The organism is Serratia sp. PL17 (assembly GCF_017832355.1).
In the GTDB taxonomy this organism is placed as follows: Bacteria; Pseudomonadota; Gammaproteobacteria; order Enterobacterales; family Enterobacteriaceae; genus Serratia.
Genome location: NZ_JAFIBY010000001.1, coordinates 1,097,705 through 1,112,631, shown reverse-complemented (window position 1 = coordinate 1,112,631; position 14,927 = coordinate 1,097,705). Strand labels below are relative to the sequence as shown.

The window sequence follows — 14,927 nt, the reverse complement described above, 5'->3', positions numbered from 1 at the left end:
TAGGCCTCCGGTTTCATTTCCGATGCTGTGAAATCTAATCGTAAAAAATAAAGAAAATCTTATTGTTTGTTTTGCAGTTCAGTTATGTTTTGTTCCAGCTTATCAATCAAACCAACCAACAGCTGCACTTCATCAATGCTAATGCCACTCAGAATCTCACCACGCGTAGAGCTGATGACGCTGTCCACTTCCCTGATAATGGGGTCGGCCGCTTCAGTCAGTTTGATACGCTTAGCACGCCGGTCGTTGGCGCAGGTGTGGCGAGTAATCAGCCCCTTCTCTTCCAGCTGGTCCAACGTACGAACCAATGATGGTTGCTCAATGCCGATCGCCTTGGCCAGTTGGATCTGCGACTGCTCCGGCGGCAAACGATTGATACTGTGCAGAGTAACCCAGTGTGTTTGCGTAAGCGCCAACGGCTTGAGCCGATGATCGATGAGCGCGCGCCAAACACGAACTAATCGTGCTAGATCTGAACCTAATGTTGACTCCACTTCCCCCTCCTTATAATTAGCATGCTAATATACCCTCCCAGAGCTTAGACTATTTTGAGTAACTCACATTAAAAACACAAATGTATATAATGTATATTGTGGAAATAGCCACCATTTTGAGCGGTTATTGTTTATTATCTATGCAAACACTCAACATATTCACTCATCGGGATTGTTAATGTGAATACTTCATGGCTCCATGCCTCGTCCCCTTTGCCCGATTTGGTCTTGGGCGCCTCACTTTATTTTCCGCCCATATTTAAGGCTTTTCTGCTCGGACTCGTTTTATGGCTGCTGGTACACCAGTTGTTGCGAGACTGGATTTATTCTGGTGAAATTTGGCACCCCATGCTGATGGACTTGTCTATTTTCGTCATCGCCGTCAGCGGCTCCCTGTGGATTTTAGCGAGTTGGTAACCCATGACGCGTAAAACATTAAAATACTTTTCTACGGTAATCGTCTGCGCCATTGCCATCTGTGCCGGTTGGTGGCTCTGGAATTATTATATGCAATCCCCGTGGACCCGTGATGGAAAGGTGCGTGCCGAGCTCGTCAATATCACACCAGAAGTTTCTGGAAGATTAGAGAAAATAACGGTTCATGACAATCAGTTCATACCTGCGGGAAGTCTGATTTTTACGATCGACCCAGTGCCATACCAGATTGCACTCGACAATGCTGAGGCCGCATTGGCAAAAGCACAATCCGACATGGCCAAGGCTGACCACGAGGCGGCGCGACGCCGAGGTCTGCCGAAGAATGTTATTTCGGCTGAAGACATGGATGAGTCAAATTTAGCGGCCCAGGCAATGAAAGCCGCATATAAAGCTGCCCAAGCGAATCTTGAACAGGCTAAATGGAATTTAAGTAAAACTAAAATCTACGCCCCTACCGATGGCTATATCACCAATTTACAAACTCGGGTTGGAAACTATGCCAGCGTAGGCACGCCGTTGGTCGCACTGGTCGATGTACACTCGTTTTATGTGCTCGGTTATTTTGAAGAAACCAAGCTAAAACATATAAAAGAAGGCAATAAAGCGGATATCGTTTTATATAATGGCAACATACCACTTCAAGGCGAGGTGGAGAGTATTGGCCGCGCTATTTACGATCAGAGTGTTGAAAGCAGCAGCGATTTATTAATGGATGTAAAACCCAACGTGCCTTGGGTTCGCTTGGCGCAACGCGTACCGGTACGGATAAAACTACTGAATGTCCCCACTGATTTACCGTTAGTGGCCGGTACAACCTGTACCATCTCGATTCATCAGTAAGGCTAACGAGTGAACCTGCCCTTTTTGGAATGGAACCGTACCCCCTGGGGGAAAGCCACCGGTGGACAATGGCGTTATGCGCTGCGCAACTCGCTGGCAATGTGCCTGTCGCTTTGGGTGGCCTTCGTCCTGAATCTTGACGAGCCCTATTGGGCGTTAACCTCGGCGGCGGTGGTCAGTTTCCCCACCGTGGGCGGTGTAATAAGTAAAAGTATTGGCCGCGTTTTCGGTAGCCTGGTGGGAGCGGCCGCTTCGGTCGCCATCGCCGGTCATTGCCTGAACGACCCTTGGTTATTCACGCTGTTTATCGCGGCGTGGATCGGTCTGTGCACATACATTTCAAATCATTATCAGAATAACGTCTCTTACGCCTTTGCCCTGGCGGGCTATACCGCCGCTATCATTGCATTCAGCACAGTCAACGTCACGGATACCCAGCAAATCTTCGATATCGCGCAGGCCCGCGTTTGCGAAGTGATCACCGGTATTCTGTGCGGTGGCCTGATGATGATGATCTTGCCCAGCACCTCGGACGGTGAAGCACTCTTGACCTCATTAAGGCGCATGCATTTACGCCTGCTGGAACATGCAGCAATGCTATGGCAACCGGAAATCACCCTGCAGATGCGCACATCACATGAAGGGGTGATCGGCCAGATTCTGACCATGAATCTGTTGCGTATTCAGGCCTTCTGGAGTCACTACCGACTGCGTCGACAAAATAACCTCCTCAATTATATGTTGCATCAGCAGCTACGCATTACCAGCGTCATCTCCAGCCTGCGCCGTATGCTGCTGAACTGGCCGGACCGCCCTGCGAACCTGGCGGCTGTTTTGGATCAATTGCTGACCGAACTCCGTCATCCCGACACCGACAAATACCGTCTTGCACGCATCCTGCAGCAGATCGCCCCGCAGGATCCGGCAGATTACCGCCACCGCGCCTTTTGGCTACGCCTGCGGCATTTTTGCTGGTTATACCTGAACTGCAGCCGTTGGTTATTGCGGCTCGAGAGCGCAACACCCGTCAGCGATATCCAACCGCCACGCGTGACCTCGCTGGCTCGCCATACCGACAGTTATGAGGCCGCCTATAACGGCCTGCGCACCTTCTTATGCATCGTCCTCGGTTGTGCCTACTGGATTAACACTCAGTGGGACGCGGGGAGCTCAGCCCTGACGCTGATCGCTATCAGCTGCGTGCTGTATTCCTCCACACCGTCCCCCATCAACAGCATCAAGACGTTGTTAAAAGCCGTGCTATTGCTGTCAATTGCCTGTTTCGTGGTGAAATTCGGCTTGATGATTCAGATTGATGATTTTTGGTTGTTCTGCGCGTTTCTGTTCCCGGTGCTGGTCACGATGCAGATGTTCAAACTGCAACATCCATCCTACGCGGCATTATGGGGACAACTGATTGTATTTATGGGCTCTTTCCTTTCCGTCACCAATCCACCAAGCTACGATTATCAGTCTTTTATTAACGACAGTATCGGTAAAATTGTTGGGGTGCTGCTGGCCGGCCTGGCATTCCAGATCTTACGGCCCAGTTCGGACAAACGTAAAAGCCGGCGGATTATTCGTGCCCTGCGACGCGATTTTATCGATCAGTTAAGCAAAAAGCCGCAGCAGAGCGAAAGCCAGTTTGAATCGCTGATTTATCACCGCATCAGTCAATTGAACCAAAGTCAGGATCAAGAAGCGCGTAGTTGGTTATTGCGCTGGGGTGTCGTGTTACTTAACTGCAGCCATATCGTCTGGCAATTACGCGGCTGGCAAACACGATCCGATCCGCTCTCAGCGGTACGTGACGTCTGCATTCACTGCCTGCGAGGCATTATGACGGAGAAAGGTGTGCAGCACAGCTCGCTAGACGCCACGTTGCAGGAGTTGCTGCGAATGAGCAATGCATTGGCGCACCACCCGGATCAGGCGGCACGCGATCTTGCCGGACTCATTTGGCGGCTGTACTGCTCGTTGCAACAGCTACAGCAGGCGATTACACCACCAGACACGACAATAGCGGTGCCCGCAGCCCACTGACCGACGTTACGATTTAATGACGCCGCAGGCGAAACGTTCCCCTCCGCCCCCCAGCGGTTTCGGATGGTCGGCGTTATTATCGCCCCCCGCATGGACCATCAGTGCTTTGCCGGTTATTTCGCTGATTTTCTTCAGCCGGGGGGCCAACACCGGATACGTAGCCATACCGTCGTCTGTCACATAGAGCGCCGGCAGGTCGCCCAAATGGCCATCAGCATAAGGGCCAAGGTGCTTGCCGGTTTTTTGCGGATCAAAGTGCCCGCCCGCTGCCAGCGCAGCAACCGCCTTGCCCTCTTTCATGCCCGGCTCGCAGCTGCCATTTTCATGAACATGAAAACCATGCACGCCGGGCGGCAACGCTTTTAGTTGCGGTGTAAACATCAGGCCGTAAGGCGTTTCACTGATTGTCACCTTGCCAATGTCCTGGCCAATTCCCTGTCCGGTCACCAGATTCATGTCAACATCTACCGTTGCCGCCTGAGCGACTCCGCAGGCCATCAGGCCGAAGGCCGCATACCAATAATGTTTCATTCATCAATCTCCTTTGAATAACTGTGAGTATTCAGTATAGGGGAATGTGTGACGCCACCACTCAAAACAGGCACATTTTCGACCATCAAGTTCGCATTATTAATAATTCTTACTAATAATAATTCTACCGATGTCGGTCCTCTGACCAGATATCGGTAGATACACTCTGCTTACCTGCAACCGCTGCAAAGGCTATTCAAAGATCACCCCCGGCAATGCAGCAAATTCATAAGGAACTGATATGGGAATCTTTAATTATCAAGGCCTCGATGAGGCAAAGTCCAAAGTGTTATTTACCGATGCCATGGCGATTTCTACCTATGCCTATCACAATATCGATAATGGTTTTGACGAAGGCTACCATACGACCGGTTTTGGGTTGGGCTTGCCGTTGACGCTGGTGACTGCGTTGATTGGCAGCACACAGTCACAAGGCGGGTTGCCTGGTATTCCGTGGAATCCGGATTCGGAAAAGGCAGCACTGGCAGCGGTAAATAGCGCCGGTTGGTCCTTGATAAGCGCCGATCAATTAGGTTATCAGGGGAAGACTGATGCCCGAGGTACCTATTATGGTGAGACGCTGGGCTATACCACGGCCCAAGCCGAGGTGCTGGGAAAATATGACGACGCGGGTCATCTGACCGGCATTGGCATTGCTTTTCGTGGCACCAGTGGCCCGCGAGAGTCATTAGTCACCGATACCATCGGTGACTTGATCAACGATGTGCTGGCCGGGTTCGGGCCAAAGGGTTATGCGGACAACTACAGTCTGAAGGCCTTTGGCAACCTGTTGGCCGATGTGGCCAAATTTGCCCAGGCGCAGGGCCTAAGCGGGGATGATGTGACCATCAGCGGCCATAGTCTTGGCGGATTGGCGGTGAACAGCATGGCGGCACTCAGCGACAATAACTGGGGCGGTTTCTATGCGCAATCCAGCTATGTGGCATTTGCCTCGCCGACGCAATACGAGACGGGCGGCAAAGTGATCAACATCGGTTACGAAAATGACCCGGTATTCCGCGCGCTTGATGGCACGACGCTCACGCCTTCCTCGTTAGGGGTACACGATGCGCCACAAGAGTCTGCCACCAATAATATCGTTAACTTTAACGATCACTATGCCTCCGCAGCCTGGAACATCCTGCCCTTCTCCATTCTGAATATTCCAACCTGGCTATCTCATCTGCCGTTCTTTTATCAAGATGGGTTAATGCGGGTGCTAAACTCCGAGTTTTACTCGCTGACCAATAAAGATTCGACGGTGATCGTCTCAAACCTCTCCGATGTCACCCGTGGTAATACCTGGGTGGAGGATCTCAACCGCAACGCAGAGAAACACAGCGGTCCGACGTTTATCGTGGGTAGCGACGGTAATGATTTAATCAAGGGCGGTGCAGGCAATGATTATCTTGAGGGCCGCGCCGGTAATGACACTTTCCGCGACAGTGGCGGCTTTAACATCATTTCCGGTGGTGAAGGCAACAACACACTGGATCTGCAACACGCCTTGAAAAAGACTGAAGTTGCCTACGACGGTAATACCCTCTACTTGCGCAACGCTAACGGCGATATTACCCAGGCAACCTCGATTAATACGCTGAAAAGTACAGAGTCGTCACTGCTGATTTTCACCAAAGACGTTGCGCATCAGGTAACCGACAGTGGGTTACTCTCGGAGAAAGGACTGACTGCCTATGCCAGCTCGGAAAAAGGGGGCGCTACCAATGACATCCTGACAGCCAAAAACGCCGGCTCTTGGTTATTCGGCCTTGACGGTGATGACCAACTCTTCGGCGGCAAAGGCAACGATGTGTTTGTCGGAGGTGCCGGCAACGACATCATGCACAGTCAGGGTGGCAGCAACACTTTCTTGTTCAGCGGTAACTTTGGCCAAGATCAGATTTATGGCTATCAGGCACAAGACAAACTGGTCTTTATGGGGACACCGGGCAGCAGTTCGGGCGGCGATTACCGCGATTTTGTGTCCGAAGTGAACGACAATCTGGTGTTTAACTTTGGCGGCAATACGGTCACGCTGGTCGGGCTAGGGTTGAACAGCTTGTCGGACGGACAGGTCGTTTTGGCGTAAAAGAAGGGGCAGCCAAGGCTGCCCCGTTTATTGTCAATGATCAGGGTACGTCGTAACCCAGTGCCGCTTTACGAATACGGAACCACTGTTGGCGATTCAGCGTCAACGCGTGCGCCTTCAACGCCGAACGCACACGTTCAATCTTGCCGGAGCCGATGATCGGTAGCGGCGCAGACGGCAAGCGCATGACCCACGCGTAAACCACTTGTTCAATCGTCTCCGCACCAATTTCCTGCGCAACGGCCTGTAACTCGTCACGCAGTGGCTGGAACTCGACATCGTTGAAGAGACGCCCCCCACCCAGGCAAGACCACGCCATAGGTTTGATACGCAACTGCTGGCACTGATCCAACGTACCATCCAGAATACTCGGCTGGTGGATCGGCGAAATTTCAAGTTGATTGGTCACCAGCGAGAATGGCAAGCGTGATTGCAGCAGTGTAAATTGCGCTGGCGTGAAGTTGGAAACACCGAAGTGGCGGACTTTGCCGCTTTTGTGCAACGCCACAAAGGCCTCAGCCACTTCATCAGCATCCATCAGCGGGTCTGGGCGGTGGATCAATAACAGGTCAAGATAATCGGTGTGCAGATTCGCCAACGATGTCTCCGCGCTGCCAACGATATGCTTACGCTCAGTAATGTAGTGTCCAATGGGATTGCCCGGTTTAGCCGTGGTTGCAATACCGCATTTGGACACCAGCTCCATAGACTGACGCAACGAAGGCTTAAGGCGCATCGCGTCGCCAAAGGCTTGTTCACAGGCATAACCACCATAGATGTCAGCGTGATCGGCAGTCGTCACTCCCAGTTCGATATGTTGCTCAATGAATGCCAGCAACTGCTGCGGTGACATGCCCCACTCCATCAAACGCCAATATCCGCAAATCATGCGAGAAAACTCAGGCCCCTGCGGTGCGAGTTGAATACGGTTTACCATTATTGAAACCTCATGACAGTGTTTAAAGCCAGCATACACAAGCAGATAACGCAGTGGGAAGCGGAAAGCCACACTTACGTGCGGCAGATCAGGAATGCGTCAGAACAATGAGGGTTGCTCGGGTTGCGGATCATCAGGCTGTTTATTGGCGCGTTGCAGGCGCAGGAAGCGCTGGCGACACAGGCGCAACACGTCACGCTTTTGCGCATCGCTCATTTGCATCCAGCCAAAGCGTTCCTCGCGGCTACGCAAGCAACCACGACAAAAACCGCGGTCGTCGGCCTGACAAATGCCGCGACACGGGCTGGGGATGTCAAAAAACTCAAGCTGCTGCGGCACACGTCCTCCTGCGTTCTTTAGCTAATTGAAGACGCCATCGCCGCTGCTGGCAAGTGACTTTTCGGCATGACGGTGAAAATAATCACGCAGATAACGCAGCGCCTGACGAGTTTTCTCCGGCATCGCCCGCTCTAGCGTCATCGCATGCAACCGTAACGGTGCGGGTCGCCACTCTGGCATCAACTGTATCAGTTCACCGCGTTGCAGCTCATCCTCAATTTCATACAGCGGTTGAATAGAAATCCCCAGGCCGCTGCGAGTAAAGGCGCGCATCACGTTCATACTGTCACTGACAATCTGCCCTTCCGCCAGGCGCAATTTAAGCTGCTGGCCCCCTTGGTGGTGTAAATCCACGTGCGCGCCGCTGAAAGCACCGGAGATCCAACGGTGCTTCACCAAATCCTGCGGTGCTTCCGGTACCCCGTGCTGACTGAGATAACGCGGTGCAGCACACAGCACCATAGGCCATTCGGCCAGCGGATGCGCGATCATGTTGGCATCCGCCAGTTGACGATTGACCCGCAGTGCAATATCGATCCGTTGTTCGATCATATCGATGATGCGATCATCCGCCAGCACCCGCAACGTCAGTTTGGGGTGCGCCTGTAACAGCGGAGCCATTGCTTCTGCCAGCGGACGCCCGCCGATACCGATGGTTGTGGCAATGCGCAGTTCCCCCACCAGCGTATCGCGCAGCTCTGCCAACCGTTGTTCGGCCTGCTGCGCCTGAAACAGCATGGCCTCACAGCCAGGATAAAAGGCTGCTCCCGCCTCGGTGAGCGCCAAGCGCCGCGTCGAACGGTGCAACAAGGGTACGCCAAGCACTTTTTCCAGTGAACGCATATGTTGGCTGACCGCCGACGGCGTCATGCCCAGTCGCCGTGCTGCGCCAGCCAGCGACCCCTCCGCCACCACGGTGGCAAATACCGCCATTCGATTCAATTTATCCATGATTATGAAGTTTTACTTAATCAAGAAAGCATGAATATGGCACTAATCAGGACTATTGTTAAGTACTACAGTAGATACAACCGCTCAGGTCAACTTGGCCTGACACTTCGCACTGAACCTATTCCTGACAGGAGCAAACTGATGAAAGTCGCCATTATTGGAGCAACAGGTTTTGTAGGCCGTCGCGTGGTAGATGAAGCACTTGCCCGTGGATTGCACGTCACCGCCATTGCCCGCCAGCAAAAAGACTTACCGAACAATGCCAACTTGACCGTTGCCTTGGGCGACGTGGCCGACACGGAATGGCTGGCAAAACAGTTAGCCGGTCAAGATGCCGTGATCAGCGCCTATAACCCAGGTTGGGCTGAAGACAACCTGTACGACAAAACCACCAAAGGTGCGCAGCAGATCCTGGACGCCGTGAAAAAATCCGGTGTCAAACGCCTGCTGGTCGTTGGTGGGGCTGGCAGCCTGGAAATTGCACCTGGCCTTGAGCTGGTGGATACCCCAGAGTTTCCGGAGAATATCCGCCCGGGGGCGCTGGCCGTGCGAGACTTACGTAACAAACTGCGTAATGAATCCTCACTCGACTGGACCTATTTGTCCCCCGCTGCACTGCTGGAACCCGGCAAACGCACCGGTCAGTTCCGCCTTGGCACCACCAAATTGTTGATGAACGGCCAGGCACCCGCCGGTATCTCGGTTGAAGATCTGTCGGTAGCCATTGTCGATGAGATCGAAAAACCACAGTTTATCAAAGCCCAGTTTACCGCCGCTTATTAAGCGTATCGCCAGGCCTCAGGGTCTGGCATTTTCCAACCTAAACCAAAAGTAAACAACCCCGCCACCATTCTGAATCTCTAAGGTTTTCTTAAGTTTCATCCTGTAAATTTCAGCGCATTACTCAATATCAGGATTTAGATTTGGCAATGTGGTTACGTCAACGCTTACAGTGCAACAGCTTGGGTTTTATCCTCACCTGCGCCTTGTTCTTCACTCTGTTCCAAAACGCGTTATTCCTTCATAAAGCCTGGTCGTATATCACTTTCGATAACGTCCACAGCGTGATTTTTGCCGCTACCATGCCGGTCGTGATTTTCTGCGCGCTGAATATTATCTTCAGCGTGTTGACGGTACCGTTCCTGCGTAAACCGCTGATCATCTTTTTCTTGCTCGGCAGCGCCGTCGCAAACTACTTTATGTACAGTTATGGCGTGGTGATCGACGGCAATATGATGCAGAACGCCTTCGAGACCAATCCGCAAGAAGCCACAGCGCTATTAACGCCGCGCATGGGGTTATGGCTGGCGTTGCTGGGCATTCTTCCTGCGATCCTGGTTTGTTTTACCCATATCCGTCAAACGCGCCCATGGTGGTACATGGTTGGGCTACGCGCTGCCAATGTGATGCTTTCCGTGGTAGTGATCCTGATTATCGCCGCACTGTTTTATAAGGATTACGCTTCGTTAATCCGTAATAACAAAAGCGTGGTGAAAATGCTGACGCCGTCGAACTTCGTTTCCGGCACCATCAAATTTACTCAGCAACGTTATTTCACACGTAATCTCCCGCTGGTGAAAATCGGTGAAGATGCGCGTAAAGGGCCGTTGATCGCTGGACAGCAAAAGAAAACGCTGGTGATTCTGGTCGTGGGGGAAACTGCGCGAGCTGAAAACTTCTCACTCGGCGGTTATGAACGTGAAACCAACCCACGCCTTAAGCAGGACAACGTGGTGTACTTCAAAAACGCCAGCTCTTGTGGGACTGAAACCGCAATTTCCGTGCCCTGCATGTTCTCCAACATGCCACGCAGAGATTACGACGCAACGCTGGCGACGCATCAGGAAGGCATGCTTGATGTACTGGCGCATGCTGGTGTTAATCTCCTGTGGCGTGAAAACGATGGGGGGTGCAAAGGGGCCTGCGATCGCGTGCCACATGTCGATATGACCAAGATGAAACTGCCGCAGGATTGTGACGGTGACGTCTGCATGGATAATGTGTTGTTGTACAAACTGAACGACTATATCAACGGCCTGAAAGACGACGGCGTGATTGTATTGCATCAAATGGGCAGTCACGGCCCCGCTTACTACCGCCGCAGCACACCCGAGTTCCAGAAATTCTCGCCCATCTGCAGCAGTAATCAGATTCAGGATTGTACACATGAGCAGTTGGTAAACACCTATGACAATTCCCTGTTGTATACCGACGCCATGTTGGACGACACCATCAAGCTTTTGCAACAGCACAGCGACAAATTCAACACGGCGCTGGTGTATCTCTCTGACCACGGTGAGTCGCTGGGTGAAAATGGCATGTATCTGCACGGTACGCCTTATGTCTTCGCTCCAAGCCAGCAGACCCATGTCCCCTTCCTGATGTGGATGTCTGCTGACTATGAGCGTAACTTCAAGGTTGACCGTCAGTGCCTGAGCACTCTGGCTGAGAAAGAGGATGTCTCACAAGATAACCTGTTCCACACCATGATTGGCATGCTGAACGTGCAAACGCGCGAATATCAACCGCAGTTGGATATCCTGCAACGCTGCCGTACTGAGGTATAAAGGCTTAACTTCTGCGCCCCGCTCGGGCAAAATACCCTTCATCGACACCGGCGTTTTTACGCCGGTTTTTTTCTTATTGACCTAGACCAATCGGTCTATTATGCTAGCAACCATTATGACTAAACATGCGCATTGCCCTACAGATACCCGTGAACATTTGCTCGCCACTGGCGAGACGCTCAGCCTGCGCCTTGGTTTTACCGGCATGGGGTTGAGCGAATTACTGAAGACGGCGGGTGTGCCGAAAGGGTCGTTTTATCATTACTTCCGCTCGAAGGAAGCCTTTGGCGAAGCGATGCTACAGCGTTATTTCGGGCACTATGATGCCGCGATGCAGCAACTGTTCGCTGATGATAAAACGGATGCGCGCCACCAGTTGCTGAGTTATTACGCCCAGGCGATCAGCTACCATTGTCGCAGCGAATGTCATAACGCCTGCCTCGCGGTGAAGCTGTCCGCAGAGGTGAGCGATTTGTCGGAGCCCATGCGCCATGCGCTGGAAACGGGCACAGCCCGGGTCATTGGCCATCTGCAAGACGCAATTGAACGCGGTATTCGTGAAGGCTCACTGTCAATAGCCATGAGCCCGGCGGCAACGGCAGAAACCTTGTATTCACTGTGGCTTGGTGCCTCACTGCGCGCCAAAATCCGCCGCTCGCTTGCACCGCTGACCAGCGCGCTGGAAAGTATTGAGTTATTGTTGCGCCCAGCGCAACCCTAAACACACAACGATAGATTCATCAAGGATTCCCCTGTTGGGCAATTCTTTGCTCGTTACTAGTCGACCGGTCTATTAATATAGGATGCACTATGAAGATTGAAAAGTTGTTCTCCCCATTGAAGGTTGGCGCTGTAACCCTGCCAAACCGCGTGTTTATGGCCCCTCTGACGCGTCTGCGCAGCATTGAACCCGGCGATATTCCTACGCCTCTCATGGGCGAATATTACGCTCAACGCGCCAGCGCAGGTCTGATCGTTACCGAAGCGACCCAGATCTCTTTCCAGGCGAAAGGCTATGCCGGCGCACCAGGGCTGCATACCCCAGAACAAATCGCCGCGTGGAAAAAGATCACCCAGGCCGTACACGACAAAAATGGCCATATTGCCGTACAACTGTGGCACGTGGGCCGTATTTCGCATAACAGCCTGCAACCGGGTCAACAAGCTCCTGTTGCCCCTTCTGCGATCAATGCTGATACCCGCACCACCGTACGTGACGAAACAGGCGCCTGGGTGCGCGTCCCAACCTCGACGCCACGCGCGCTGGAAACAGAAGAAATCCCAGGCATCATTAACGATTTCCGCCAGGCAACAGCCAACGCACGTGAAGCCGGTTTCGACTTTATCGAACTGCATGCCGCACACGGTTACTTGCTGCACCAGTTTATGGCGCCTGCCTCCAACCAGCGTACCGATCAATACGGTGGCAGCATTGAAAACCGCACTCGCCTGACGTTGGAAGTGGTGGATGCGAGCATTGCTGAATGGGGCTCAGAACATATCGGTATCCGTATTTCACCACTGGGTCCATTCAACGGCCTGGATAACGGCGAAGATCAGGAAGACGCAGCGCTGTATCTGGTTGAAGAATTGAACAAGCGTAACATTGCATTCCTGCACATTTCCGAACCGGACTGGGCGGGTGGTAAACCTTATTCTGATGCGTTCCGCGATTCGGTACGCGCCCACTTTAAAGGGGTGATTGTCGGTGCCGGTGCCTATACCGCCGAAAAAGCAGAAGAACTGATCAATAAAGGCTTTATCGATGCAGTTGCCTTTGGACGCAGCTATATTGCCAACCCGGATTTGGTTGAACGCCTCAAACAAAATGCGGCACTCAACGAACCACAACATGCTACCTTCTACGGCGGCGGTGCCGAGGGTTATACCGACTACCCTTTCTTATCTGAAAAGTAAGACGCGTAAAATAACGGGGCCACATGACAAATGTGGCCCCGTTTTATATTGATGATGGAAAATAGCGGTAAAAAACGCGAGCCCTTCGTATAAGACATAAACTGCAGCTTAACGTTCTACCAATGCGTTTTCGACGTTCAATGGCAAACATTCCTTCATACAATCGATGAATGCGCGCATTGCTGGGCTGACGGTTTTGTCATTATGGTGAGCACACAGAGCCGTTATTGACAAGGGCACATCTGAAAATATGATTTCTTGAAGCTCCCCCGTATTAAGCTCACGTTCAACGGTAAAACGAGGCAGAAAAGAAATACCCAGATTACTCATGACACATTTCTTTATGCTTTCAATACTCCACAGTTCAATTGTGCTCTCAATAGTGATCTGCCGCGCCCTTAACGTGCTTTCGAATATTTGCCGAAAGATACACTGAGGTTCATTAATAATGAAGCTTACAGGTATATGACGATTTGGCTTCATAAAATCAATATGTTGAAACGACGGTGATGCGACTAATACCAAATCTTGGCTGCCAAAACTGGTCATTTCAAGTGCATCATCATTGCCTACACGATAAAAAATACCTAAGTCCACTTGGTCTGCCAAGAGAGCATCTCTGATCACATAACAATTGAGCGATTGTAAGGATATGCGAACTTTGGGTGCCTTAGCCCTAAAGAGTTGTAGTACTTCCGGCATTTTATACGCCAGCAGGGTTTCGCCGATCCCGATCCTCAAGTCACCCGCCAATTCAGCGTCATGCTGTGTCGTTTGGCGTATCCCTTCAAGCACCCGTGTCAGTTCATGAACTTGGGGCATGAGTTTTTTCCCCGCAGATGTCAAAACCATCCGCCGGCCAATCTTCTCAAAAATCTTCAGCGACAGTTCTTGTTCAAGTTGTTGAATATGAAAAGTTATCGTTGACTGTGTGCAACACAGCTTTTGTGATGCCTTTGAAAAAGACCCTTCTTCAACCACCGTTTTCAACGTAACAAAGCGTCGTAAGTCCATGGTGCCCTCCAAATTCAATCGAAATCATGAAAGTCAGAGTTTGAAAATATTCGTTATTTTGACCTTTTCGGATGCGTTAATATGTTGGAAAAACGAGGAGAAGACAAGTGACATCAGCCATCATCAGTGGATTTCTTACATATACACTTATTACAGCGTTAACCCCAGGACCGAACAATATTCTTGCTTTAAATTCAGTTAATCAGCATGGTTTTCGCCGGAGCCTGCGGGTATTGTCCGGGATGAGTGCAGGCTTCCTGATCCTTATGCTGCTTTGTGCGGTTTTCACATTCACATTAATTAGCCTCCTCCCCTCTGTTACTCACTGGCTTTCTTGGGCGGGTGCAGCCTATATTCTTTGGCTGGCCTGGCGGATAGCCACCAGTAATCCCTCAGCGGACGATGATGCGGCAAGGCCATTGAGTTTCTGGGTCAGTTTTTGGCTTCAGTTTGTTAATGTTAAAATAATTTTGTACGGCATCACGGCAATTTCTACATTCGTTTTACCCTATACTCACGATATGTTTATAGTCATATGCGTTAGCATTTTATTGGCTTTTATTGGTTCAATGGGTAATTTGGTTTGGGGGCTTGCTGGGCATATATTCCAGTCTCTATTCCAATATCATGGCCGCACGATCAATGTTATTTTGTCGGCGTTATTGATCTACTGTGCCGTAAGAATGTTTATTTAAGTAAAAAAGCCCGCCAGAGAAAGCATTGGTGGGCTTTTAGCATTGTTCCCAAAAGGCAGCAGAAAGAGACCG

Annotated in this window: 15 protein-coding genes; 9 read left to right on the top strand and 6 right to left on the bottom strand. The window is 51.4% G+C overall.

Translation table 11 applies throughout. The annotated features are described in order from the left end of the window. Window positions 1-59: 59 nt before the first annotated feature. Complete coding sequence (gene slyA, locus JOE25_RS05520) at window positions 60-494, bottom strand: transcriptional regulator SlyA (protein ID WP_037418732.1); 435 nt, start codon at window positions 492-494, stop codon at window positions 60-62. Window positions 495-674: 180 nt separating this feature from the next. Between slyA and JOE25_RS05515 the strand changes: the two genes are divergently transcribed. From JOE25_RS05515 to JOE25_RS05505, 3 genes are read left to right on the top strand one after another with little or no spacing between them, the layout of a single operon-like run. Next, window positions 675-911 (top strand): DUF1656 domain-containing protein, encoded by a 237-nt coding sequence (locus JOE25_RS05515; protein WP_073963435.1) that lies wholly within the window; start codon window positions 675-677, stop codon window positions 909-911. 3 nt (window positions 912-914) lie between these two features. Continuing rightward, window positions 915-1,772 (top strand): HlyD family secretion protein, encoded by an 858-nt coding sequence (locus JOE25_RS05510; RefSeq protein WP_209633066.1) that lies wholly within the window; start codon window positions 915-917, stop codon window positions 1,770-1,772. A gap of 9 nt (window positions 1,773-1,781) precedes the next feature. After that, window positions 1,782-3,815: an FUSC family protein gene (locus JOE25_RS05505; RefSeq protein ID WP_209633065.1), complete on the top strand. Its 2,034-nt coding sequence runs from the start codon at window positions 1,782-1,784 to the stop codon at window positions 3,813-3,815. A 6-nt stretch (window positions 3,816-3,821) separates the two neighbouring features. Here the strand turns inward: JOE25_RS05505 and sodC are convergent, their stop codons facing one another. After that, on the bottom strand, window positions 3,822-4,346 hold the full coding sequence (gene sodC, locus JOE25_RS05500) for a superoxide dismutase family protein (RefSeq protein ID WP_209633064.1): 525 nt from the start codon (window positions 4,344-4,346) through the stop codon (window positions 3,822-3,824). A gap of 241 nt (window positions 4,347-4,587) precedes the next feature. Between sodC and JOE25_RS05495 the strand changes: the two genes are divergently transcribed. Then, entirely contained in the window at window positions 4,588-6,435 is a 1,848-nt protein-coding gene (locus JOE25_RS05495; RefSeq protein ID WP_209633063.1) for a polyurethanase, read from the top strand. A 40-nt stretch (window positions 6,436-6,475) separates the two neighbouring features. On the opposite strand, the gene JOE25_RS05490 is transcribed toward JOE25_RS05495, so the two are convergent. The 3 genes from JOE25_RS05490 to JOE25_RS05480 all read right to left on the bottom strand — a co-directional run bounded on the left by JOE25_RS05490 (window position 6,476) and on the right by JOE25_RS05480 (window position 8,662). Then, on the bottom strand, window positions 6,476-7,372 hold the full coding sequence (locus tag JOE25_RS05490; protein WP_209633062.1) for an aldo/keto reductase family oxidoreductase: 897 nt from the start codon (window positions 7,370-7,372) through the stop codon (window positions 6,476-6,478). Between the two features lie 99 nt (window positions 7,373-7,471). After that, window positions 7,472-7,711, bottom strand: coding sequence for a DUF1289 domain-containing protein (locus tag JOE25_RS05485; RefSeq protein ID WP_209633061.1), 240 nt, complete (start codon window positions 7,709-7,711; stop codon window positions 7,472-7,474). Between the two features lie 21 nt (window positions 7,712-7,732). Further along, the gene (locus JOE25_RS05480) at window positions 7,733-8,662 is read right to left on the bottom strand and encodes a LysR substrate-binding domain-containing protein (RefSeq protein ID WP_209633060.1); all 930 of its coding nucleotides are present in this window, start codon (window positions 8,660-8,662) and stop codon (window positions 7,733-7,735) included. Between the two features lie 141 nt (window positions 8,663-8,803). On the opposite strand from JOE25_RS05480, the gene JOE25_RS05475 reads away from it, so the two are divergent. The 4 genes from JOE25_RS05475 (at window position 8,804) to JOE25_RS05460 (ending at window position 13,146) form a co-directional block, all read left to right on the top strand. Continuing rightward, the gene (locus JOE25_RS05475) at window positions 8,804-9,445 is read left to right on the top strand and encodes an NAD(P)-dependent oxidoreductase (RefSeq protein ID WP_209633059.1); all 642 of its coding nucleotides are present in this window, start codon (window positions 8,804-8,806) and stop codon (window positions 9,443-9,445) included. Between the two features lie 146 nt (window positions 9,446-9,591). Next, the gene (gene eptA, locus JOE25_RS05470) at window positions 9,592-11,229 is read left to right on the top strand and encodes a phosphoethanolamine transferase EptA (RefSeq protein WP_209633058.1); all 1,638 of its coding nucleotides are present in this window, start codon (window positions 9,592-9,594) and stop codon (window positions 11,227-11,229) included. Window positions 11,230-11,329: 100 nt separating this feature from the next. Then, entirely contained in the window at window positions 11,330-11,950 is a 621-nt protein-coding gene (locus JOE25_RS05465; protein ID WP_209633057.1) for a TetR/AcrR family transcriptional regulator, read from the top strand. Window positions 11,951-12,039: 89 nt separating this feature from the next. Further along, window positions 12,040-13,146, top strand: a complete 1,107-nt coding sequence (locus JOE25_RS05460; RefSeq protein ID WP_209633056.1) for an alkene reductase — start codon at window positions 12,040-12,042, stop codon at window positions 13,144-13,146. A gap of 108 nt (window positions 13,147-13,254) precedes the next feature. Here the strand turns inward: JOE25_RS05460 and JOE25_RS05455 are convergent, their stop codons facing one another. Next, on the bottom strand, window positions 13,255-14,160 hold the full coding sequence (locus tag JOE25_RS05455) for a LysR family transcriptional regulator (RefSeq protein ID WP_209633055.1): 906 nt from the start codon (window positions 14,158-14,160) through the stop codon (window positions 13,255-13,257). A 107-nt stretch (window positions 14,161-14,267) separates the two neighbouring features. On the opposite strand from JOE25_RS05455, the gene eamB reads away from it, so the two are divergent. Next, complete coding sequence (eamB, locus tag JOE25_RS05450) at window positions 14,268-14,855, top strand: cysteine/O-acetylserine transporter (protein ID WP_209633054.1); 588 nt, start codon at window positions 14,268-14,270, stop codon at window positions 14,853-14,855. Window positions 14,856-14,927: the final 72 nt, after the last annotated feature.